We start from the raw sequence: 23,072 nt of genomic DNA on the forward strand, positions 1-23,072 counted from the left end.
CCTTATTCGAACATGGGCGGGTAGAGCCCGTGGCGACCCGGACGCGCACCGCCCGCCGGATCAAACAACAGCGAAAAGAGCTGTCCGGTAAAATTGCCGCTGTGTACATGGGTGTAGAGCGGATAACCGTCGCTGCGGTTGGTCCACCAGAAGCTGGTCTGGCGCTGCGGGTCGAAGCACTCCGCCGCCTGACGCCAGCTCAGCGTTACCGGCGTCTCCTGATAACCAATCACATCCAGAATTTCCGAGCGATTCTCCGGTGCCGGCAGCGCAGGCGACGGAATGGCCAGCACCGCCTGGTCGAGTTGCTCGGCGGAAAACGCGTTGCGCACCGCGTGATGCAGGACGCGACCAAGCTGCTGATACCACTCTTCGGCCATCGCCAGATGCTGCGGCGTCCACTCGGCGGGGCTGAACGCCACCGTCGCGACGAGCGGATATTGACGCCCTACGCTGTCGCGGCCCGGCATCAGGCAGCCCATCTGCACCTGCTGACTGCCGAGCATCGGCGGCACCACGAAGTTCCAGACCGGCGCGCTGGCAAACTGCCGGTTGCCCGTCTCGCGCTGTTCATCCTCTTTCTGCCAGTTCAACAGCCCTACCTGAAACCAGTGCGACCACTGGCGTTGCAGGGCATCGGGAAAACGGCGCTGGAGAAAGTCGCCGGCACTGGGCAGTTTCCCGTACCAGCTAATCGCAGGGTAATGACTCATTATCCGTTCCTTGCGGTTAAGGGCATGCGAAGCCAGGGAGCTGGAATGGGTTGCGGATACTGTTCGGCGTGAATTCCAGCGTCACGCTGTGTCCGTCAACCGAAAACGTCGCCTGGCGGCTCAGGCTTCCTGCACCCGGCGCAATGCGGGCGCGATCGAAAAAACGGTTCAGCGCCCACGCGCCGTTGGTCACGAGCGTCGAGGTGGTGCCGTTGGCAAGCCCGAGCTGCATACGCACCTGATTGGTGCCGCCGCTGCCCGGCCAGCTCATCAGCTGCACCGCCTGCGGGCCGTGGCTGTAACGCAGAAGCTGGCCGTCAACATCGAGCGACAGCGTGAGGATGTCGTTATCCATCCGCACGGTGCGCACCGTCACGCGATAAGACGGCGTGGTCGCGCCGTTGGCGAAGAACGCGTCGCGAATGTATTGCGCCTGCTGGAACGGACGCAGCACCCCTTCGCTGCCCGGCAGCGTTTTGCCGTCGATGCCTGGCGTAAAGCGCCAGCGCTGCTGGGTGGTATCGACTTTATTCGTCAAGTTATCGCGAAAGAAACTGTCCATCAGGCCGGTGCCCGGCGCGAACATGCGCGCCAGATCGTCCGGCGTCACTTCGCTGCTGGCGGAGCGCACCAGCGGGTAACGGCCCGCGATCGCCTGGCGGCAGAAGCTGCCGACTTCCACGCTGATACGCTTGCGGACGTTTTCCAGTTCGCGCTGCTGGGTGTCGCTGCTTGCACCTACCGCCATGCGGCTGAACATATTTTGCAGCCCGCCCGGCAGACGCCCGGCGCTCGCCTGTAAACGGCTGATCGCTTCGCCGCCCGGCGGTGGCATACCGCTGTTGGCGGCGTCCTGTACGGCGGTCAGGTAGCGGTAGAGCTCATCGATCTGCTTGATAAAGTCATCAAACACGATGGTTTTGCCGCCTTTCTCCAGCGGCTGCGCCAGTTCGATGATCGGCGCGTAGTGATCGGTCACCACTTGTTCCGGCGTTTGCGGCGCGGCGGCGGCGGTGGTCGCCCCGCTTTCGCGGTCGCTGAAGAGTGCCTCCAGCGTGCGGGTCGCGCGGTTGCCCTGCTCTTTCGCTTCCCCTTCGCCCGCCTGCGGCTCGGCGCGGGAGAGCGTCAGCACCTGGCTTAAGTTCATCACCAGACGGCGCAGCGGCGAGTTGCTGCTGGAAAGCACGCGGGCCGTGTTGATGCGCTGGTTCAGATCGGCGCTGTTGTTAAGCTGAATATCCGCCAGGTAGCTGTCCCACTGGCTGATAAAGTCGCGCATATAGAGCTGGCGCACCGCGTTGTCCGTCTGCGTTTTATCTTCCTGCGCGGTGGTCAGGCCCAGCACCCAGGTGTCGTCGTCATGCAGCGAGGCGGTGACGTTATCAATCTGGCCGTTGAAACTTTCCCAGTAGCCTTTCGGGGTGTAGAGCCCCGGCACGCCGTCGCTCACCGGTTTGCCGCTTTTACGCGAAAACACCAGTTCGCTCTGCGGGCCGCCCAGCGTGGCGAGCGACACCGGCTTTAAGTTTTCATCGCGCTCCAGCAACCGCTTGAGGCGGCCATAGACGCGCAGCGACAGCGGTTTCTGGTTGATCATCGCCTGCTGGCGGCTGATCAGCGATTCGTCTTTGGCGTACGGCGAGGTCTGGATCTGCGGCTCCAGCAGTTGCGTCAGGTGCCATTCGAGTTGGTTAAGCTGCGCCTGGGTGACGTTCTGCGGCAGGTTGCGCTCAAGGTTGAGCATCACCCAGGAGTGCAGGAATTTGCCGTCGTAGTGCTTCGGCTGGTAGAGCATCTGGTACGCCTTCAGCGCTTCGTAGCTGTATTCCACGTCGCTGCCGTTGTCGCTGCGCACCCAGCCGGTGATGAGCTGCGCCACGGCAGGCATCAGCATCTCCTGCAGCGCTTTCTGGTAGAGCGCCTGCGAAGCGTCGTTGACGTCATCGCCGCGATAAAGCCCCATGCGGTACGTCACCGGCGGCGAGTTCAGATCAAATTCTTTACTCTTTGGCAGATCCACCAGGCTGTTAAAGAACGGCAGCATGCTGAAGAGATCGCGCCCGGCGGTGGTTTGCAGCGCTTTACTCTGGCGCTCGACGCCCGGCACTTTATCGTTCACTTCCGCCAGATAGTCTTTGTTGTTGCCATAGCTGGTGAGCCACAGACCGCCCAGCACCACTAAGAGCGCTATCAACGCCGCATAGCCAGACCACAGCACCGCGCGGTTGCGCAGCTCCCACCAGCGGTTCTGCCCGGCGATGCCCGCCTCCTGGAAAATCACGTTTTGCAGCAGGTTTTTAATAAAGAAGCTTTGCCCTTTACCGCCGGGGATCGGCGCTTCTTTGCTCACCGAATCCCAGTTGTCGCCCTCTTTGCCGCCGGACGGCAGCGACAGCGCGCGGTTGAGTTCGCCCATCACGCGGTCAAACGGCAGCCCTTCCTGCGTCCCGCTCGCAAGATAAATCCCGCGCGGTGAGAATTCGGTTTCAAAGTTAGAACGGGCAAAAACGGTGCTGAGGTAATCCGCGAGCAGCGGACGCAGCGCCGCGAACTCTTGCGGGAACAGATAACACTCGGCACGCGCTTTCGGGTCGCTTTCGGCAAGCAGCGTATCCGGCAGGCCCGCGTCGAGACGCTGCTGGAGCAGCGCGAACTCCTGGGTGAACGCGCCCAGGAGGTCAAAATCGGCCTGTTTTGAGCGATCCCACGGGAAGGTGAAGCCCCAGATCTGGTCGCGCTGCGCTTTATCAAAGCGACCAAAGTAAGAACGAAAGCCTTTCAGCAGGTCCGCTTTGGTCACCAGCACATAGACCGGGAAGCGGATACCGAGTTGCTCATGCAGCTCCGCCAGACGCTGGCGTAGGTTGACGGCCTGCTGTTGCGTCGCTTCCGGCGACTGGGTCAGCAGATCAGAAACGCTGATGGTGATAATGACGCCGTTAATCGGCTGGCGGCGGCGGTATTTACGCAGCAGATCGACAAAGCTTAGCCATTCACCGGCGTCCTGCGCCTGTTCGCTCTCCTGCGTGGTGTAACGGCCTGCGGTATCGAGCAGCACCGCTTCGTTGGTGAACCACCAGTCGCAGTTGCGGGTGCCGCCAATGCCGCGCAGCGCCGTTTTGCCAAAGCGATCGGCGAGCGGGAATTGCAGGCCGGAGTTGACCAGCGCTGTCGTTTTACCGGAGCCCGGCGCGCCGATAATCACATACCACGGAAGCTGATAGAGATATTGCGTACTAAAACGCTGCGTCCACTGGCCGCGCTGGCCCGGCGCGTTGAAGTGCGCTTTTTTAAGGATCTGCGCCGCTTCGTCGAAGCGGTCCGCCAGCACTTTATCGTCATTGCCGAGGCGCTTAACGTCGCTGCCGCCCTCTTCCGCAGGCTTGCCTTCGTTGAGTTTGTCCATCAGCTTGCGGTTCAGCCAGGCGTTGTAGAGCCGCGGCACGATGTGGCTATGAACCCAAATCAGGTAGATAAGCGCAATGCTGATGATACGGTTGGTTTCCGACTCCAGCGGGCGGCTGTCGACGATGGACAGCAATGGCCCGATCATCCAGACGACCGCCGACAGCGCGGTAACGCCCATGAACCCCCACAAGATGCGGTTGGTCACTATTGAAAGGAGAATATTCAGCATCCTAGTTTCCTTGCGGCAATCCGTTCAGCTCGGCCAGTGTGTTATCCGGCGACACCAGCAGCGTTATCTCGACACGGCGGTTGCGGGCGCGGTTTTCCGGCGTATTGTTCGGAGCGATAGGGTCCATCTCGCCGCGGCCCTGCGCTTTAACGCGGTTCGGGTCGGCGAGGTGCGCCTGGAGCATTTTCTGTACCGATTCGGCGCGCGCGAGCGACAGCTCGTAGTTCGAGGCGAAACGCGCGCTGCGGATAGGCACGTTGTCGCTGTAGCCCACCACGAGGATTTTGCCGCTGACGTTGTTCATCGCCTGCGCCACGCGGTCGATAACCGGTTCATAACGGCCTCGCACCACGGTTGAGGCGGAGGCGAACAGGCCGTCGCCTTTCAGAATTACCACGCTGCGGTCGGCTTCGTCGCGCACCGCCACCAGGCCCGCTTCAATTTCCGGGCGCAGGAAACCGCGCAGGTTAAGCACCGGCGCCACTTCACGCGCGGGCTGCTGAACGGTGACTTCCGGCAGCGGCGTCTGGTAAATCTTCGCCAGCACCGGGCTGGTGTTATCGCCAAGCCGCCAGTTGAGAATGATAAAGAACAGGCACGCCAGGAAACCGGCCAGCGCCACGCAGGCCCACAGCGGCACCACCGGACGCCAGAGCTTGCGCAGCACCGGTTGATCTTCCGGGTGCGGCGAGAGCGGCGGCGGGTAGCTGCCGCGCACGCTGCGGATCATCTGCCACAGACGCTGTTTGATGGTTTCAAGCTGCGTGCGCCCGTTATCCATGACGCGATAGCGCCCTTCAAAGCCGAGCAGCAGGCAGTAGTTGATCATCTCCAGCAGAAAGATGTGCTCGCGCGGGTTTTGCGACAGCCGCGCCAGAAGCTGAAAGAATTTCTCGCCGCCCCAGGTTTCGTTGTGGAACGTCACGAGCAGGCCGCTGCCGGACCAGACGCCACGGCTGCCCCACGGCGTGAGCGCAGCCGCTTCATCCAGCGCCGTACACAGGCAGTAGCGCGCGCCGACGATCACTTCGTAAGGCAGCGCCGCCTGCTGGCAGCGCACTTCAAAGCGGCGGATCTCGTCGATCAGGCGCTGGCGCAGCCCGGCCTGATCTTCATGCGATACAGAATGACGAATCTGCGGGATCGCGTTAAGCAGCGGGTTGGCCGCCGCGACCAGCGGATTATTACTGCTGGCGCCGGAAAGAATGGCATCGCTGCCGGTGGCTTGTGGTTCCATAGTGAGCGCTCGTCGTGTTATTCATTCGTACTGCGAATGGCCCAAAACTCCATATCAAGGCCCGGGAATTCACCAGCGAGATGCAGCGCAAACGCGCCGGATTTCTCCATCTCTTTCCAGAGTTCGCCGCCCTTTTCCAGTTCGAAATAGCTGTAGCCGGCATGCCACGGGATCTGCGGCGGCGCAACCGGCATGGCGCGCAGCACCATACCCGGCAACTGCAACTGCACCAGATCGCGAATTTTGGTGACCGGCGCGACTTTCATCTGCGCCGGGAAGTGCGTTTGCAGCGCCTCGCCCGGCACGTTGGCTTTGACCGCCAGCACGAAACCGAACTCGCGCACCATGTTGCTTTCCGGCACGGTGGCGACGTTGAGCCCGTGCGAACGCTCGGTGAGCGGCAGCTGAATGGCGCTCTCTTCCATTACCAGCGACAGCCCCTGGCGCAGCATCAGCGTCAGTTTGCCAAAGCAGCCCGCCAGGTTGTCGTGGTCATAGACCGGCAGCGTCGTCTCCGGCGCGCGCTGCGCCGTCCAGGTGGTGAGCTCGCAGGCGAACGCCAGCCAGTCGCGCCACAGGGTTTCCGGGTGGAGCAGCGGCAGCGTTTTTAAATGCGTGACGTGGCCGAGATGATGGTTAATCAGCGACAGCAGCATGAACTCCACCATCTCCGAGGTGTTAAACCGCCCCGGCTGGCGCAGACGCTGGCTGATTTGCTGGCTGCGCTGACCGAGCAGACCATGCAGATCGTTGAGCATGCTGTAGAGTTGCCCGCTGTTGATGGCGTTAAGCATCGGCGGAATGTAGCTGGTATCGAGGCGCACCTGGTTGTCGTTGCGCTTTTCAATCACCTGCGCGACGCCAATGGCCGTCCACTCGGCGGTCAGTTCGCTCTCCAGCATCAGCTTGAGACGCAGGCGGCCAAACTGTACCGTCGCCGCGCCGACCGACAGCGCGTTGTCGTCTTCCACTTCTTCTTCAAAGGTGGCGTAGCGGGCGAGCGAATCGGCCGCCTCGCTGAAAATCACCTCTTCGCGTCCGGCGCGGCGGGCGGGCAGCGCCAGCACCACGCGCTCGTGCGTGAGGTTGTCGGGAATGGCGAGCGGCGCCGGGCCGTGGCGGGCGTCGCGGAAAGAGAACGGCGTGCCGTCCGGCAGCAGGCCGCTGGCGTAGCTCAGCGCCACGCGTCCCTGACGCAGCATCGCCTCGTCAAATTCCAGATCGAGAAATCCCCAGAGATACGGACGCTGCAACGAACCCCATTCGCGGATGTGGTGTTGCAGAAAACTTTCCGCGCGCTGGAAGTGGTGCGGACGCAGGAACATCCCTTCGGTCCAGACCACTTTTTCTGCTTTGTTCATACTGGTGTCCTGTAAGGGCGCTGATTATTCGTTGATGACGCGGATCCCATTGACGTCAAGAAACACTTTTGCCTCAAGTTCGTCGGATGACCATTTCCAGAATTTATAAATGCTGGAGTCACTGGGGGCGGGCAGCGGGAGCGAGATTCGCCATTTTTTGCCGTCGAGCGCCTGATATTCCGCCATCACGCCGATGTAGCGCGCGTCAAGCGAGCTCTGGCCGCTGAGGGTTTTGTTCAGCTGGCCCGGCATCAGGAAGAACTCGTCGCTGTTGAGCAGGTTGGCTCCCAGCACGGTCTGAGCATTGTTTTGCAGCGAAAAGAAATCCGCAGACATAAAGTCGGCGTCTGATTTCAAAAGCAGCACCCGGACTTTTAGCGGGGCGGAATTATTAATTTGCGGGTGAGCCTGAAAATGCAGGCTGTACTGGGAAGGAACGCTGCGTGAAGACGATAAACAGCCGCTCAGTAAGGTAAGAGCGGCAATCAAAAACGCCAGGAAGCCCTGGCGTAAAACGGTACGGTTTTTCATGAGGTGTGGCTCATTGAAGCAGGATTAATCGATAACCCAGGTTCCGCTTTTGGTGTTTTTACAGGCTTTGCTGTTGCCATCCACCGTCACGCAGTTGGCTTTGGCTGTTTTACGGCGCAGTTTCGGGATCTCTTTACTGACGGTCGCGTCATAAAGACTGCTTTTCACTGCCGCGCGCAGCGGAACATAACCAATCAGTTGCTCTTCACCCTGATCGGCGATGGCCAGCCAATGGCCTTCAACCTGGCCCAGTACGTTATAGGTTTTGCCGGTTTCGAGCTGACGAACCACTTTGCCGCCGAAATCCGGGCGGGTCATGACCGACGCCGGGTACATCGCGCGGTACTCTTCGTTAACAGGCTCGAACTCTTTTGGCGGAGTCACCGCGTGGCGGTGGGTGAGCGTGACGCCATTAACCACACTGGTCACGATAGTGTCATCCGTAACGGCAGGAGGCGGCGCTTTACAACCAGCTACGCCTAACACAAACAGCAGGGCTAATACGATTCGCATATTCATCGATGGTTTCCGTTGCAAATATATTCTGTATACAAAGAAATAACGGCTTCTGGATTCAGGCTATGACTAAAAGTTTGTCATTGCCAGGGAAGATTATGCCATTTCGGTGAAGGAATTTCATTTTCTTCAGAGATAGCTACCGCACGGGCTTTACTGAAGTAAACCCGGACGTTTTACGCATATTTCTGAGGCAGAGCGGGAAAATTCTACATAACCCTCATGACAATTCAACACCAGGTCTGGCGGGCATTTCGGTGAAAACGACTGCCTGATTAACTCAATAGCGCATTTTTAGGAATTTTCCGCCCTTTGGTGCAAGAAATAATCCGGAAAAGAGTAAATACCATCAGCAGTAGCTATTTGCTTTTATAATGTTAAGCGTTTGATTTAAAAGAACTACTAACGAGAAAACGTAACGCGTTAACGGAGTAAAGGGCAGGATAATGCGGAGCGGGCATCCATTAAGATTAATCTGAAAAGACATTATTAAGAAGGCGTGAATATAGTGAGCTACCATATTTAGTGGGTGCGTAATTTCATGCTAAAAAAGACACTGCAAGATCTTAAGTAAAATTTTTTTAAATAATGATGACAGCAAATAGTGCTAACGCATTTAGGGTTCATAAAAAGCCTATTTGCCAAGAAAGCATAAACGCAGTTGATTGCACTTTTTTGTCATAAGATTTTCCTTACAAACAGTGCAAAATATATCGTGCATGTCGCTTTTTTACTCTGCCTGCTGGCTACGGATGTGAATATTATTCACCGGTAATGACTCCAACTTATTGATAGTGTTTTATGTTCAGATAATGCCCGATGACTTTGTCATGCAGCTCCACCGATTTTGAGAACGACAGCGACTTCCGTCCCAGCCGTGCCAGGTGCTGCCTCAGATTCAGGTTATGCCGCTCAATTCGCTGCGTATATCGCTTGCTGATTACGTGCAGCTTTCCCTTCAGGCGGGATTCATACAGCGGCCAGCCATCCGTCATCCATATCACCACGTCAAAGGGTGACAGCAGGCTCATAAGACGCCCCAGCGTCGCCATAGTGCGTTCACCGAATACGTGCGCAACAACCGTCTTCCGGAGCCTGTCATACGCGTAAAACAGCCAGCGCTGGCGCGATTTAGCCCCGACGTATCCCCACTGTTCGTCCATTTCCGCGCAGACGATGACGTCACTGCCCGGCTGTATGCGCGAGGTTACCGACTGCGGCCTGAGTTTTTTAAATGGCGGAAAATCGTGTTGAGGCCAACGCCCATAATGCGGGCGGTTGCCCGGCATCCAACGCCATTCATGGCCATATCAATGATTTTCTGGTGCGTACCGGGTTGAGAAGCGGTGTAAGTGAACTGCAGTTGCCATGTTTTACGGCAGTGAGAGCAGAGATAGCGCTGATGTCCGGCGGTGCTTTTGCCGTTACGCACCACCCCGTCAGTAGCTGAACAGGAGGGACAGCTGATAGAAACAGAAGCCACTGGAGCACCTCAAAAACACCATCATACACTAAATCAGTAAGTTGGCAGCATCACCTTATTCACCGTGATTATTACGGCAGGGTCAGGAAAAGATTTGGCTTATCACACGCAGGGCGGGTACGAAAACAAAAAACCCCGCCGGAGGCGAGGTTTTTTCAGCTACTGTTGCGGGTGGTAGCCGCAAAGCACACTGTGTTACGTCAACCCTGTAACTATACGATCAAATACGCGCACCCGCAATTGGCGCGCGGCGCAGCAGTGGCTTTTCATCAGTATGGTCCAGCTCTCCCTTTCTTGTCCAGAAAATACTGTTCATTTATACAGTGTTTATCTATAATGATGTTGCTGTCACAGCGTGCGATACGGGGCCGCATTTAAACGGGCGCAATAAAGAGTCCTGGCTGAAACGGGTGGTGCCGTCAGTGCCTTAACCCCGAGAGAGCACACTGTGTTACGCCAACAAAACAACTGGCAACAGGCAGCGGAGAGGTACGCCAGTTGGTGCTCCTTTACCAGAGGAGACGCGTATGAGCGGAGTGGATTTGTTTATCCTTATCCTGAAACTCATTGTTGCAGTCCTGCAACTGCTTGATGCTGTCCTGAAGTTCCTTCGGTAACTCAGGTTCAGGCCGCACCAAAGAGGGGCGGGCAACCGCCCCTCTTTAACACGGTACATCCCCAGGAGGGAACGATGTCAGGAATCATCACCATCAGGCCACTTACCCCGGTCGGCATCGATTTTGACCGGCTGCGTGAAGAGAGTCAGGCGCTCGGCTTTGCGATGCTGGACCGGCTCGCCGTCCACTGGATGGACGGCAGCAATGCGTTCTCCGCCCCCGGCGAACGACTGCTCGGCGCGTTTCTTGGCGACGCGCTGGTCGGTGTCGGCGGGCTGAATCGCTGCCCGTTCGATAATCATCCGCGTGCCGGACGGGTGCGCCATCTTTACGTCAGCCATGCGGTACGCCGCGTGGGCGTCGGCAATCAACTGCTGGCGACGCTTGCTCATCACGCCCATAACACGTTTGATTACCTCAATATCCGCGCGCCGGAATCCGCCTTCAGCTTTTATTTACAGGCAGGATTTCTGCCACTGGACCACCCGCACATTACCCACCGGTTGACGCTGCCCTCTGTGGCCTGAGGCAAGCCGCGGCCATGCGCCGTGGCATCATTCACCGTGGCAATAAATCTTTCCGTTGAGTGTCCGTAAAAGCTGCCTGCCCTGTTTCATGGGGACATGACAGTTGACTGGATAATCCCCACGTATGCGGTATATTTCTCTCGCATTTAATATCCATACAGAGATATATCCTGTTTCGTTCACCTGTGCATATCGAATAATCATGATGAGAATGTTGGCTAACCGTCATTTGTTAATGATGTTGATTCTGCTTGTCGCCGTCGGGCAGATGGCGCAGACGATTTATATCCCGGCTATCGCCGATATCGCGCTTGAGATGAACGTGCGTGAAGGCGCAGTACAGAGCGTGATGGCGGCGTATCTGCTCACCTACGGCGTGTCACAACTGATTTACGGGCCGATTTCCGACCGCGTTGGGCGTCGCCCGGTTATCCTCGTGGGCCTGGCCATTTTTATCCTGGCAACACTCGTCGCGCTGGAGGCGCAAAGCCTGCCGGTGCTGATCGCCGCGGGCTGTTTACAGGGGATGGGCACCGGTGTTGGCGGCGTCATGGCGCGAACCCTGCCGCGCGATCTCTATGAAGGCCCGGCGCTGCGTCACGCCAATAGCCTGCTGAACATGGGGATTCTGGTCAGCCCGCTGGTGGCCCCGCTGCTCGGCGGCCTGCTGGACACGCTGTGGGGCTGGCGCGCCTGCTTCGCGTTTCTGCTCACGCTTGCCCTCGTGGTGACATTCTGTATGTTCCGCTGGATGCCGGAGACCCGCCCGGTGCAGGCGCAGCGCCCTCGCCTGCTCGCGAGCTATAAACTGCTGTTCGGCACCGCCAGCTTTAACTGTTATCTGATTATGCTGGTTGCCGCCCTCGCGGGCGTCGCGGTGTTTGAAGCCTGCTCCGGCGTGCTGATGGGCGCGGGGCTCGGGCTGAGTAGTCTCGCGGTGAGCGTGCTGTTTATTCTGCCGATTCCGGCGGCGTTCTTCGGTGCCTGGTTTGCGGGACGCACGCATAAGCGCTTCACCACGCTGATGTGGCAGGCGGTGCTGAGCTGCCTCGCGGCAGGCGTGCTGATGTGGCTGCCGGGGTGGCTTGGCATCATGAATGTCTGGACGCTGCTTATCCCCGCCGCGCTCTTTTTCTTCGGTGCCGGGATGCTGTTTCCGCTTGCCACCAGCGGCGCGATGGAGCCGTTTCCGTTCCTGGCGGGCACCGCCGGCGCGCTGGTGGGTGGGCTGCAGAACTGCGGTTCCGGGCTGCTCGCGTGGTCATCCGCGCTGCTGCCGCAGAACGGGCAGTTTAGCCTCGGGATGCTGATGACGGCGATGGGTGTGCTGATGCTGGCGTGCTGGCTGCCGCTGGCACACCGTGCGCGGATGCCGGAACAGACGATTTAACGTGCTCGTGCCCCGGCGCGCGCTCCGCGGTGCAGGCCGGGTTCATCATTGCGTCAAGCAGGGCGGCCTGCGCAGGCCGCCACGCGCCCTCTTCCCCATCGTAAAACTCATTCGCGGCATTGAGCGCATACGGAATGCCCGCCTTTTTCAGCTCGCAGGCCATAAAACTGGCGAAGGCGAGCGTCGCCGCCGACGGCGTGGTTTTCACCGTCTGCGCCGCCGACCAGCCGCCAACCCAACTGACATGACCGGTTTTCTGCTGCCAGCGGCGGGCGCTGTTAATGCGCTCGCGGATCGCCGCTTTTTCCGCCGCCGTGCCGGAGGTCCACGGGTATTTGCCGTTCGCGCGCAGCGGTCCCCACGGGAAAATGTGCCACTGCGCCAGCACATAGTGGCTGCTCTGGGGCGGCAGTTTCAGTATGGAGAGATCTTCCGGCACGGCACGAAAACGCGGCGCAATGAAAATCATCCGTTGCGCATCAATATGGTGAATGGTTTTGATCACGTCGCCATACAGCCGGTTGAGCTGCTGCGGGTTGTGATTGAGCTTGTCGGCAGGCTCGTAAATCAGATCAAACCCGAGTAGCGGATGCTCGCTGCCGAAATAGTTCGCCACCGTGCTCCACCAGGCCGCGACTTTCGCCGCGTTCTGCGTGCTAGGGTCCGCCTTAAACGCATCGGCCTGGTAGGAAATAATCGGGATGATGTCGTAGCGCTCGCAGGCTTCGACGATTTTGCGCAAATGGATGAGCCGCTCCTCGGTGGCGTCGCCCGCCACCCGCACCCGCACATGACGAATGCCGCGCTGTTGAAAATCGCGTACCGCCAGCGGATCGAACTCACGGATGCCGCGCTCGGTGCGCGCCCAGTCAACGTCCATGCCGACGCCAAGCTGCGCGCTGTAGCGCTGGGCCGAGAGCGGCTCGCTGGCGCTTGCGGGCGGCGCGGCATGCGCGGAGGTAAAGAGCAGCAGAAAAGCGAGAGGAAGCAGCGTTTTCATAGCGACCGTATCGGGAACAGGAATCTGGAATATGTAGCACGGATCCGCGCAGGCCGGGTAGTCTGCGGATGTGTTATTCGGCAAGCAACGCTATCAGCGCATGGAGATGCGTCACCACAAAGAGCAGTGCCAGCGCGCAGACGGCCAGCGCAATCGCCAGTTTCGCCCGCACCTGGCCGGGTGCGGAAAAATCCTCGTGTACCAGCGTAATCAGACGACGCTGACGGGCATAGACGTAAATCAGCCCGGCCACGGCCGCAACGCCCCCCAGCGCCAGCCAGATAAACAGGCCGGCGTGAGTCCACGCGTGGCGCAACGCAAGCGCCAGCAGCGCGCCGTAGCCGAGCAGCGTGCGCACCCACGCAAGCGATGTGCGCTCCGGTTGCAGCCCCGGATCGCGCGGGTTACCCGGCATAAAACACCACCAGCATCACCGCCAGCGCCACCACGACCAGCACGCCGCTGATAAACGCCAGCATGCGGGTATAGGGCAGCGCCGCTTTCAGGCGCATCGCCTTTTCGTTGCGCAGCCAGCGCAGGTAACCGTAAATGGCGAGCGCCCCCGCAAAAAAGCAGAGCAGCAGCGACACCGCCTCGCGCACTACCGGCGTGGCAAAATCCGGCGCGAGCTGATCCAGCCCGACGCCTGCCGCAAGGAACCCCAGCGCGGTGCGCACCCACGCCAGAAACGTACGCTCATTGGCAAGCGAAAAGCGATAGTCCGGCGCCTCGCCGAGACGGGAAATTTTCATGACGGCTCCCTGTTTTAGCTGTGCTCGCCTCAGCATAACGTAAAACGGGCGTCACAGAGGAGCGCAGGCGGTGCGACCGGCACCATGATGATGCCGGTCGAAAAGGCGGGGCGTAACGTTAGTGCAGCTTCGGCCAGTAATCTTTATTGGCTTCAATGAGATCGTCGAGAATCGCTTTCGCGACCGACGCGCTCGGAACGGTTTTCGACAGCGTAATCGCCTGCCACAGTTTCTGGTATGAGCGCTGCTCCCAGGCGTCCACCACCAGTTTTTCCACCGCCACCTGCTGGCTCATCAGCCCTTTCTGGAAGTGCGGAATATCGCCGACCGTCAGCGGCTCCGGCCCGTTTTTACCCACCAGACACGGGATCTCGACCATCGCATCGGCATCAAAGTTATGGATAGCGCCGTTGTTCGGCACAATCAGCAGCATCCGCGCCTGGGTGTTGAAAGCGATAGCGGTCGCCAGATCGACGATATAGGAGGCGTGTTCGTCGATTTCCAGCTCGCCCGCCGAGGAGTGGCCTGCGGTGATAATGGCGCGGCAGGCGTCAAAGACCTGTTTTTCGCGGTGCTCCATCACTTCGTTGGCGCGGGTGTGCGCCGGGTTGGAATGCGCCACGACGTAATCCGGGAAGAGATAGTATTTCAGGTAGGTGTTCGGCATGGTGTCGGGGTCCAGCGCCTGCACGTCTTTCGCTTTCGCGAAGGTGTCGTTCCAGCTCGCTTCGGTATGCGCGTCTTCTGAGGGCGGCACATAGCCATGCTTCGCCACGTATTCTCGCAGACGCGGCATCAAATCGTTGCCCTCCAGATCTTCAATCGATGTCCACCAGCCAAAATGGTTAAGGCCGTAGTAGCGCACGCGCATCTCTTTGCGACTGTTCAGGCCGACGATTTTCGCCATCCGCCCTTCGATGCCAATCGGCATATCACAGATGTTGAGAATTCTGGCGTTCGGGCGCAGGCGGCGGGTGGCCTCCGCCACAATCGCCGCCGGGTTGGAGTAGTTCAGCATCCACGCGTTCGGCGAGTATTGCTCCATATAATCCACCAGTTCCAGCACGCCGCCGATAGAGCGCATCCCGTAGGCTATTCCGCCCGGGCCGCAGGTCTCCTGGCCGAGCACGCCGTGGCGCAGCGGGATTTTTTCATCTTTTTCGCGCATCGGATATTTGCCAACGCGAATATGCGCCATCACAAAATCCACGTCGGTAAAAGCCGTTTGCGGGTCCGTGGTGTAGGTAAACTCAATCTCCGGTGCCTGCTCTTTCAGCAGGATTTTGCACGCTTCGGCGATGATCTCCTGACGCGCACCGTCGTTGTCATAGAACTTCAGCGCGCGCAACGGAAAGCGGTCGCGGTTAGCCAGCAGCATCAGAACAATGCCAGGTGTAAAGGTGCTGCCGCCGCCTGCGATGACAACTGAGAATTTTTTCATGATACAGCCTCCGTCATGGGGGATAGTGGGTTCGTGGAAGGGGTTTTCATCAGCGATTCAAGCTGGTCGCGCACCTGTGGAACGTGCAGACCAACAATCACCTGAATGCCGTTGCCGCGACGCACCACGCCGTGGGCGCCAAGGGCTTTAAAGACGTCATCGCTCTGGGTTTTCGCCATGTCGATGAGCGTGATGCGCAACCGGGTGGCGCAGTTATTGATGCTTTCGATATTCTCCGTGCCGCCAAGCGCCTGAAGGAAACCCGCGGCCTGACCGGCAGCGGAGTGCGCGGCCGCCGTGGTCTGCCCGCGCGCGGCGCGGTAATCGGCTTTGCTGTAGAGCTTGATTTCGCTCTCGGCGCGGCCTGGCGTTTTGAGGTCAAAGCGCAGGATAAGCGTCCTGAAGACGATGAAGTAGAGCACGGTAAACCCGCAGCCGATGCCAATCTGGGTAAAAATCATGCCGGAATGGTTGTGGAACATGGGTATCCAGTTCTGCGGCAGGAACTGGTCAAGCAGGCCACCGCCCATGTTGCCCACCACGCCGAAGATATACATCAGCGTCGCCATGGTGGCCGCCAGCACCGCATGCACCGCGAACAGCAGCGGAGAGATAAACAGGAAGGTGAACTCCAGCGGCTCGGTGATCCCCACCAGCACCGCCGTTAACGTCGCCGGAATCAACAGCCCCGCCACTTTGACGCGGTTTTCCGGCGCGGCCGTGTACCAGATAGCCAGCGCGATCCCCACCGAGCCAAACACTTTCGAGTTGCCATGCAGCGCAAAGCCACCTTCCGGGAACAGCGATTTGAGCGGTGCCGTGCTCTGGCTGAATTCCTGCAAATGCTGCGCCCAGTAGACCTGAATGCCGCCTTCCACCGCCGCTGGGCCGAAGATAAACGGGCCGTAGACAAAATGGTGCAGCCCGGTCGGGATCAAAATGCGCTCAAGGAAGGTATAAACCCAGACGCCGAGCGCGCCGGCGGAGCGTAGAAACGCCTGCAAGGACTCAATGCCCATCTGCACTTTCGGCCAGCCCAGCAGCGTGAGCCAGGCGCAGGGGATCATCACCAGGAACGCGATAATCACTACAAACGAGGTGCCCTGAAAAATACCAAGGAAGACCGGTAACGATTTTTCGTAGTAGCGGTTATGGATGGCCGTGACGATCCCGGAGATAACAATCGCGCCGATAATGCTGGTATCGAGCGTTTTAATCCCGGCAATCAGCGTTAAGCCGCTGCCTGCGACCGGGTCGGCGGCGAAATTAACGCCAAAGAAGTGACCCCAGGTCATTCCCATCGCGTTAATGAAATAGTTCCAGGTCAGAAAGCTAATCAGTACAGCCAGGCAGGCGCGGCCCTGCGCCTCACGGGCGAGGCCAATCGGTAAGCCGACGGCGAAAATCAGCGGCATATTGCGAAACACCGCCCAGCCGCCCTCTTCAATAATGTGAACGATCTGCGCGAAGAGATTATCGGGCGCGGTGAATGCTTCGCCCACAAACAGCGGATTTTGCAGCATGATGGCAATGCCGACGACCATCCCGGCGAAAGGAAATAACAACACCGGGGTAAACATGGCACCGCCAAATCGTTGTATTTGACTGAGCATTTTTAAATCCTCATGTAACAACCTGTAGGGTTTGAGGCCTTAATTATTTTCTGGTGGCCTGAAGCGAGCATAAAAAGTAACCGCGGCGTGAACATGGCGCGCCGCTGCGTTCCGTGATCGCATTCATGGTTTTAATTTGCACACTCAGGTCTACTTTCCTTGTTAAATCTGGACATCTCCGGGGCCCATCTCCCGGTTAACAGGCGTAAAGAGGTCTACGGGTGATCTACAAATCCATTGCCGAAAGGCTGCGTCTGCGCCTGAATTCCTCGGACTACCACATCGGCAGCCCACTGCCTGGCGAGAAAGCGCTGGCGCAGGAGTTTGGCGTGGCGCGGATGACGATTCGCAAAGCGGTCGATTTACTGGTGGGCTGGGGGCTGGTGGTGCGCCGCCACGGCAGCGGCACCTATGTGGCGCGCAAAGACGTGCATCACGAAACCACGAATCTGACCGGGCTGGTGGAAGTGCTGCGTCAGCAAGGGAAAGAAGTACACAGCAAGGTGCTGCAGTTTGAAGTGATGCCCGCGCCGCCCGCCATCGCCAGCCAGTTGCGCATTCAGATAAACGAACGTATCTACTTCTCGCGCCGGGTGCGTTATGTCGAGGGGAAACCGCTGATGCTGGAAGACAGCTATATGCCGGTGAAGCTCTTTCGCACCCTGTCGCTGGCGCATCTGGAAGGCTCGAAGTTTGATTACATCGAGAAGGAGTGCGGGATTACCATCAGCGGCAACTATGAAAGCCTGACGCCGGTGCTGGCGGATAAACAGCTGGCGGCAGTGATGAACGTGCAGGAGCAGACGCCGCTGCTGCGCATTACGTCGCTCTCTTACAGCGATAGCGGCGAATTCCTTAATTATTCAGTGATGTTTCGCAATACCAGCGACTATCAGGTGGATTACCACCTGCATCGCGTTCGCCCGCCGGCATTATGATGACCGGGCGGTTACGCATAAAAAAAGGCCCCGCTGCGGGGGCCTTTTCATACGATGCCGTTACTGGTTTTCGGTTTCGCTGTGGCTCAGCGCCGGGCGTTCGCCCTCAATGACGCGCTCGTCATCCTGGGCGCGCGGCTGACCGATGGCGATACGCTGCGGGGCCAGCGCTTCAGGGATGTTGCGCACCAGATCGATGTGCAGCAGCCCGTTGGTGAAGGTTGCGCCGGAGACTTCCATATGTTCAGCCAGCGTGAAGCTCAGGCTGAAGGGCTGAATAACCAGCCCCTGATGGAGCCATTTCGGTTCGTTTTCCGGTTTCACCGGCGTGCCTTTCACGCGCAGCACGGTATTTTCCAGCTCAATCTCCAGATCTTCCTGACGGAAACCGGCTAACGCAAGGGTAATGCGATAGTGGTTATCGTCGCTTTTTTCGATGTTATAGGGCGGGAAGCTCTGGCTTTCAGCGGTGTTCATCAGCGCGTTGGCCAGTTTGTCAAAACCGATCCACTGACGGAAAAACGGGGATAAATCATAGTTACGCATAGTATCTCTCCTTCTTTGAAGCGAGTGAAAACGCCAGTGCGTTAACTGGCTGTGCTCCCGTCTGGCGAGCACGGAACGACAAAGGTGGGCCGCCGCGGCGACCCGGCGAAATTAGTTACCGATTTCGATACGGCGCGGTTTTTTGGCTTCCGGGATCACGCGCTCAAGCTCAATGTAGAGCAGGCCGTTCACCAGATTTGCGCCACGCACGAAGATATTCTCGGCCAGCTGGAATTTGCGCTCGAAGTTGCGCTCGGCGATACCCTGATACAGGTAGGTACGCTCTTTCTGATCCGGCGCGTGAGAGCCTTTCACCACCAGCAGGTTGTCCTGAGCGGTGATCTCCAGCTCGCTTTCTGCAAAGCCTGCCACGGCAATGGCGATACGGTAGTGGTTTTCGTCTACCAGCTCGACGTTGTATGGAGGGTAGCCGCCGTTGCTCTGGCTCTGGTTGTTCTCAAGCAGATTGAAAAGACGGTCAAAACCGATGGCGGAACGATACAGCGGGGATAAATCAAAGTTACGCATACATACTCCTGAAATCAGCGAGAGTTAACATCGCCTTCCTCAAAGGACAGGCGGCTGTGGCGGAAGGCCCGTTCGGCATCCTCCCTGCGACCACGATCCAAAAATGGGTGCGGCCCGACGCTTTTCAAGGGCCGAAATCGGCCTTTTTTTGTCGATTTACATTTCTTTGCGTAGACTGGGGATAACAGCATCTAATGCTAAACTGCGAGCGCTGCCACAGGACGGCAAAGGCGCGCTATTCATTCTGATTCAGGGGCGTTATATCTCATGACTGACGCCTGCGATGCGACGACATAACAGAAGAATGAAAATGAACAATACTCTCGGGAAAGTGATTTTTTGTAGTAGCGCGTTGCTACTCGGCGGCTGTTCCAGCGTCATGTCGCACACTGGCGGCGGCGAGCAAGGGTATTATCCCGGCACGCGGGCCAGCGCGACGATGCTCGCCGATGACGACACCAGCTGGGGGCTGAAGCCGCTGGTGGCGCTCGATCTCCCCTTTACGGCGATAGCGGATACGCTGCTTATCCCGTGGGACGCCTTCCGTACCGATAAATCGGTGAAATCGCGGGTGGAAGAGAGCGAAAAGAAGTCCTTCGCCATTAACGCCGTGATCCCTCCCGCGCCCTGATTATCTTCCGGTTTCCGTCATCCAGATTTGACGGAAACCGTCGGTCTCCTGCATCCAGGCGATGCGTTTTCCATCCGGCGAGATCACTACGGCATCGGCGGAAATTGCCGCCGTCTGCAGCGGCGTGAGCGGCGTTATCTCGCCCGTGTTGATATCGCAAAGCACAATCCGATTGCCCTGCATAAACCCGATAGCCTCGCCCGACGGATGCCAGCTAAACGCTGACGATACGCCCTGTGCGCCCTGCGTCACCTGACGCGTCTCGCCGCCCGCAGGCGCAATGAGCCACAACTGCGCCACGCCGTTATCATCGTTTATCAAAAACGCGATTTCCGTGCCCTGCGGATTGCTGCGTACCCAGTGGCGCGGCGTGCTGGCAAGCCCAGGGAAGCGGCGATCGTGCGTGAACGTCAGACGGCGCTGCATAACGCCTGCAGGCGGCGCAGGCATGGCGTCTGGCGTGCCTTCGAGCGGCTCGTCGCCAGGCGTCTTCCACGCGGCCTCGTCTTCCGGTAAATCGACGATAAACAGCTCCGGCGCTTTCACGCCTGCCTGCGTCAGCGTATCGCCGATAAACGCCAGCGCGCGCCGCTGCCGCGTGCCGTCCGCTTTCTGATAACCGTCAAGCCCGACCCAGCCCTCTTCATACGCGCGGTTGATCTCATCGCTGCCGGGGCGCGGCGCGGGCGTGGTGCGGCTCACCAGCGCGCACCAGCGGCTGCCTGCGTATTCGCGCGGGTGCGTGCAGGGCGGCGTGACCGGCCCGAACGGCAGCGCCACGCCGACGTTACGCAAATCAAGCGCGGGATCGCGCTCATGCAGGACGTGGTCGTTATAGGTAAAGCTCAGCCACGCGCCGTCCGGGCTGAACACATGCACATGGCTGCCGCCGCGCAGCGCGCCGGGCGTGAACGGCGGCGTGATATCCATCGCGTCGAGATTCTCTGCCGCGCCGTTTTCCACCACCACGCCGCGGCGGTGATGAAAATCGTAGCGCCAGGTGTCGTCCGGGTTCTCCGGGCCGTGAATAAAAACATACTGCTCCGCCACCGGGCTCACCGTCACCACGCCGACGTGCGCGCCTTCCGGGGCGCGATAGATAACCTCCACCTCGCCCGTCCCGACATTGACGCGCTCAATGGTTTTGCCGGTAAACGACGCGCCGGGCGGGCGCACGTCAAACGCCAGCCACTGGCTGTCGGGCGTCCAGACGTTAATATTGGTGAGCTGATGGTGACGCGGGGCGAAGGTGAGCTGTTTCATCAAGAGAAAACCCTGAAGCCAAAGAGGGCCTCAGGGTAAAAGATTCCGTGGAAAAAGCCTATCAGGGAACCGGCGTAATCAGCGGCTCGCCCGCACACCAGGCGTTGATATTCTCCAGCACCAGCCGCGACATTTCGCGCCGCGTCTCCCACGTGGCGCTCGCCATATGCGGCGTGATGACGACGTTGTCGCGCTGCTGGAGCGGCGCGGGCACGTTCGGCTCATCCGTGAAAACATCCAGCCCGGCGCCGGCAATCGCGCCGCTCTCCAGCGCCGCAATCAGCGCCGTTTCGTCCACCACGCTGCCGCGCGCGACGTTAATCAGAATCCCCTGCGGGCCGAGCGCCTCCAGCACGGCCGCATTGACCACGCCGCGCGTCGCATCGCCGCCCGGCGCGCAGAGCATCAGAAAATCGCTCTCCCGCGCGAGCTGCGCTAAACCCGGCACAAAGCGGTACGGCAGCGCGCTGTGCGGCTGGCGGCTGGTGTAACGTATCTCCATATCAAACGCCTGCGCGCGACGGGCGATGGCCTGCCCGATGCGCCCCATGCCGAAAATACCAAGCCGCGCGCCGGAGACTTTTCGCGTCCACGTAAAGCCGCCCTGTTGCCAGCCGCCCTGCTCGATAAACTTCTGCGCGGCGACGATACGGCGCGACGTGGCGAGCATCAGGCCGATGGCGAGATCGGCCACGTCATCCGTCAGCACACCCGGCGTATGGGTGATGGCGATGCCGCGCTCGCGCGCCGCCGCCACGTCCACGCCGTCATAACCGACGCCGAAAACCGCAATCAACGAAAGCGCCGGTAGCCGGGCGATAAATTCACGAGTGACCACCGCTTCACCGTTGGTGACCAGCGCCGTGATATCGCCTGCAATCGCCACGAAATCGGCGTCAGACATCTGCGAAAATTCACGCAGATCGTAGCGCTCGCGCAGTCCAGTCGTGAGCGCATCCGGCAGATACGCGTGTTTCAGCACTATCGGTTTCATCGGGACTCCTGTTTAAGTGAAGCGGACGGTTCAGCCGCGCCAGGGCGCGCCGGACGCGAGACCAGCACGCCAATAATGCCGCCCAGGATCAGCGCCACGGCCACAATCAGCAGCCCGTAGTGGTAGCTGTCCGTCGCGTCTTTGATTTTGCCGAGCACCGGCGGCAGGCCAAGCCCGACGAAATTCGCCACGGTATTAATAAAGGCGATAGAGGCGGCAGCGGCCACACCCGCCAGTTTTTCGGTCGTGACCGCCCAGAAAATCGGCGTGAGGGCGAAGTTAAAACCGACCGTCAGCACCAGTAGCCCGTAGGCCACCAGCAGGTTGCTGGACCAGACAGCGATAGCCAGCGATACGCCGGAGAGGATGAGCGGCAGGCCGAGATGCCAGGAGCGCTCATGTGTGGTGTCGGAGTGGCGGCCATTGAGATACATAAACAGGCAGGCAGCGATAAACGGCACGGCGGAGAGCAGGCTCACCACGATGTTGCTCTGGTCGCTCGCCATGCTTTTGATGATGAGCGGCAGAAACAGCGTAATGCCGATAGAGCCAAATGCCTGGAGGAACCAGACCAGGCTCAGCAGCAGCACGGTTTTGTTTTTCAGTGCGCTCAGCCAGCTGTGGTTTTTACCCATTTCCACGCCCGCGTTGTCGCGCGCCAGCTGCGCCTTCAGCCAGCCTTTTTGTTCTGCCGACAGCCACGGGGCGTGATCCGGCGTCTGCGGCAGCCGCCAGAGCACCATAATGCCGAGCACCACCGCCGGAACGCCCTCGATGGCGAACAGCCAGCGCCAGCCTGCGATATCCGCGAGGCCGTGCATATTGAGAATAGAGCCGGAGATCGGCAGGCCGATAATCGACGCCATCACCGAGCCCATGTAAAAGAACGACATCGCCCGCGCGCGGTTACTCTTCGGGAACCAGCAGGAGATGTAATAGATGATGCCCGGCGTAAAGCCCGCCTCCGCCATGCCGAGCAAAAAGCGCATGACGTAGAGCTGCGTTGGCGTCTGTACCAGCGACATCCCGGCGCTGACGATGCCCCAGGTGATCATGATGCGCGCTATCCAGACGCGGGCACCCACCTTCGTCATGATGACGTTGCTCGGGATTTCAAAAATGATGTAGGAGATGTAGAACATCCCGACGCCGAGGCCATACATGCTGGCGCTCAGACCGAGATCGGCGTTCATTTGCAGCGCCGCGATGGAAATGTTGGTTTTATCGAGGTTAGCGACAAAGTAGCAGATGATGATAAACGGAATTATCTTCGCGTTGAGCTGCCGCAGGGTGGTCGAGTACAGATCGGTATGCATAGCAGAACCCTCTTTCCTGCCGTGGCTAACCCGGCAGG

At 59.2% G+C, this 23,072-nt stretch carries 22 protein-coding genes; 5 read left to right on the forward strand and 17 right to left on the reverse strand.

The window, feature by feature from the left end:
- Positions 1-2: 2 nt before the first annotated feature.
- From tagF to CSK29544_RS04390, 7 genes are all read right to left on the reverse strand, one after another.
- Entirely contained in the window at positions 3-713 is a 711-nt protein-coding gene (tagF, locus tag CSK29544_RS04360; protein ID WP_004385967.1) for a type VI secretion system-associated protein TagF, read from the reverse strand.
- A 16-nt stretch (positions 714-729) separates the two neighbouring features.
- The gene (gene tssM / locus CSK29544_RS04365) at positions 730-4,350 is read right to left on the reverse strand and encodes a type VI secretion system membrane subunit TssM (RefSeq protein ID WP_029039594.1); all 3,621 of its coding nucleotides are present in this window, start codon (positions 4,348-4,350) and stop codon (positions 730-732) included.
- A 1-nt stretch (position 4,351) separates the two neighbouring features.
- On the reverse strand, positions 4,352-5,587 hold the full coding sequence (locus CSK29544_RS04370; RefSeq protein ID WP_004385971.1) for a DotU family type VI secretion system protein: 1,236 nt from the start codon (positions 5,585-5,587) through the stop codon (positions 4,352-4,354).
- A gap of 17 nt (positions 5,588-5,604) precedes the next feature.
- Complete coding sequence (gene tssK, locus CSK29544_RS04375; RefSeq protein ID WP_004385972.1) at positions 5,605-6,948, reverse strand: type VI secretion system baseplate subunit TssK; 1,344 nt, start codon at positions 6,946-6,948, stop codon at positions 5,605-5,607.
- Between the two features lie 24 nt (positions 6,949-6,972).
- Positions 6,973-7,479 carry a type VI secretion system lipoprotein TssJ gene (gene tssJ / locus CSK29544_RS04380; protein ID WP_004385973.1) on the reverse strand — a complete coding sequence of 169 codons (507 nt, stop codon included), beginning with the start codon at positions 7,477-7,479 and terminating at the stop codon, positions 6,973-6,975.
- Positions 7,480-7,503: 24 nt separating this feature from the next.
- Positions 7,504-7,998, reverse strand: coding sequence for a YdgH/BhsA/McbA family protein (locus CSK29544_RS04385; protein ID WP_007872337.1), 495 nt, complete (start codon positions 7,996-7,998; stop codon positions 7,504-7,506).
- Between the two features lie 782 nt (positions 7,999-8,780).
- Positions 8,781-9,478 (reverse strand): IS1-like element IS1B family transposase gene (locus tag CSK29544_RS04390; protein WP_095033700.1). Its coding sequence is split into 2 segments (ribosomal slippage): positions 8,781-9,229 and positions 9,229-9,478, totalling 699 coding nucleotides; the frame shifts between segments, so codons are not numbered across the junction.
- Between the two features lie 527 nt (positions 9,479-10,005).
- On the opposite strand from CSK29544_RS04390, the gene tisB reads away from it, so the two are divergent.
- The 3 genes from tisB to emrD all read left to right on the forward strand — a co-directional run bounded on the left by tisB (position 10,006) and on the right by emrD (position 12,012).
- The gene (gene tisB / locus CSK29544_RS04395) at positions 10,006-10,095 is read left to right on the forward strand and encodes a type I toxin-antitoxin system toxin TisB (protein WP_032803729.1); all 90 of its coding nucleotides are present in this window, start codon (positions 10,006-10,008) and stop codon (positions 10,093-10,095) included.
- Positions 10,096-10,169: 74 nt separating this feature from the next.
- Positions 10,170-10,622, forward strand: coding sequence for a GNAT family N-acetyltransferase (locus CSK29544_RS04400; RefSeq protein WP_007897632.1), 453 nt, complete (start codon positions 10,170-10,172; stop codon positions 10,620-10,622).
- A gap of 211 nt (positions 10,623-10,833) precedes the next feature.
- Complete coding sequence (gene emrD, locus CSK29544_RS04405) at positions 10,834-12,012, forward strand: multidrug efflux MFS transporter EmrD (RefSeq protein WP_032988550.1); 1,179 nt, start codon at positions 10,834-10,836, stop codon at positions 12,010-12,012.
- On the opposite strand, the gene CSK29544_RS04410 is transcribed toward emrD, so the two are convergent.
- The 5 genes from CSK29544_RS04410 to CSK29544_RS04430 form a co-directional block, all read right to left on the reverse strand.
- The gene (locus CSK29544_RS04410; protein ID WP_029039573.1) at positions 11,915-13,012 is read right to left on the reverse strand and encodes a cellulase family glycosylhydrolase; all 1,098 of its coding nucleotides are present in this window, start codon (positions 13,010-13,012) and stop codon (positions 11,915-11,917) included. The two genes, emrD and CSK29544_RS04410, sit on opposite strands and share 98 nt — an antisense overlap.
- A 73-nt stretch (positions 13,013-13,085) precedes the next feature.
- A complete protein-coding gene (locus tag CSK29544_RS04415; protein ID WP_007891124.1) occupies positions 13,086-13,427 on the reverse strand; it encodes a DUF202 domain-containing protein in 342 nt (113 codons plus the stop codon).
- Positions 13,417-13,764 carry a YidH family protein gene (locus CSK29544_RS04420; RefSeq protein ID WP_007703818.1) on the reverse strand — a complete coding sequence of 116 codons (348 nt, stop codon included), beginning with the start codon at positions 13,762-13,764 and terminating at the stop codon, positions 13,417-13,419. The genes CSK29544_RS04415 and CSK29544_RS04420 overlap by 11 nt, the downstream gene beginning before the upstream one ends.
- 118 nt (positions 13,765-13,882) lie before the next feature.
- Entirely contained in the window at positions 13,883-15,205 is a 1,323-nt protein-coding gene (locus tag CSK29544_RS04425) for a 6-phospho-alpha-glucosidase (RefSeq protein ID WP_007779762.1), read from the reverse strand.
- Complete coding sequence (locus CSK29544_RS04430; RefSeq protein WP_029039572.1) at positions 15,202-16,818, reverse strand: alpha-glucoside-specific PTS transporter subunit IIBC; 1,617 nt, start codon at positions 16,816-16,818, stop codon at positions 15,202-15,204. Before CSK29544_RS04430 ends, CSK29544_RS04425 begins: the two co-directional genes overlap by 4 nt.
- A 221-nt stretch (positions 16,819-17,039) precedes the next feature.
- On the opposite strand from CSK29544_RS04430, the gene CSK29544_RS04435 reads away from it, so the two are divergent.
- Positions 17,040-17,756, forward strand: a complete 717-nt coding sequence (locus tag CSK29544_RS04435) for a GntR family transcriptional regulator (RefSeq protein ID WP_004385983.1) — start codon at positions 17,040-17,042, stop codon at positions 17,754-17,756.
- Between the two features lie 60 nt (positions 17,757-17,816).
- On the opposite strand, the gene ibpB is transcribed toward CSK29544_RS04435, so the two are convergent.
- Together ibpB and ibpA are read right to left on the reverse strand one after the other, a co-directional pair.
- A complete protein-coding gene (gene ibpB, locus CSK29544_RS04440; RefSeq protein ID WP_007765888.1) occupies positions 17,817-18,302 on the reverse strand; it encodes a small heat shock chaperone IbpB in 486 nt (161 codons plus the stop codon).
- Between the two features lie 111 nt (positions 18,303-18,413).
- On the reverse strand, positions 18,414-18,830 hold the full coding sequence (gene ibpA, locus CSK29544_RS04445) for a small heat shock chaperone IbpA (protein ID WP_004385985.1): 417 nt from the start codon (positions 18,828-18,830) through the stop codon (positions 18,414-18,416).
- A 304-nt stretch (positions 18,831-19,134) separates the two neighbouring features.
- Here ibpA and CSK29544_RS04450 point away from each other — a divergent pair, with 304 nt between their 5' ends.
- Entirely contained in the window at positions 19,135-19,461 is a 327-nt protein-coding gene (locus CSK29544_RS04450) for a YceK/YidQ family lipoprotein (protein WP_007872325.1), read from the forward strand.
- Here the strand turns inward: CSK29544_RS04450 and CSK29544_RS04455 are convergent, their stop codons facing one another.
- The 3 genes from CSK29544_RS04455 to CSK29544_RS04465 all read right to left on the reverse strand — a co-directional run bounded on the left by CSK29544_RS04455 (position 19,462) and on the right by CSK29544_RS04465 (position 23,034).
- Complete coding sequence (locus CSK29544_RS04455) at positions 19,462-20,724, reverse strand: YidR family protein (RefSeq protein ID WP_007891117.1); 1,263 nt, start codon at positions 20,722-20,724, stop codon at positions 19,462-19,464. It lies immediately after the preceding gene.
- Between the two features lie 61 nt (positions 20,725-20,785).
- The gene (locus CSK29544_RS04460; protein WP_007891113.1) at positions 20,786-21,718 is read right to left on the reverse strand and encodes a 2-hydroxyacid dehydrogenase; all 933 of its coding nucleotides are present in this window, start codon (positions 21,716-21,718) and stop codon (positions 20,786-20,788) included.
- Complete coding sequence (locus CSK29544_RS04465; protein WP_004385989.1) at positions 21,715-23,034, reverse strand: MFS transporter; 1,320 nt, start codon at positions 23,032-23,034, stop codon at positions 21,715-21,717. The genes CSK29544_RS04460 and CSK29544_RS04465 overlap by 4 nt, the downstream gene beginning before the upstream one ends.
- Between the last annotated feature and the right edge of the window lie 38 nt (positions 23,035-23,072).

Source organism: Cronobacter sakazakii, from assembly GCF_000982825.1.
GTDB classification, from domain to species: domain Bacteria; phylum Pseudomonadota; class Gammaproteobacteria; order Enterobacterales; family Enterobacteriaceae; genus Cronobacter; species Cronobacter sakazakii.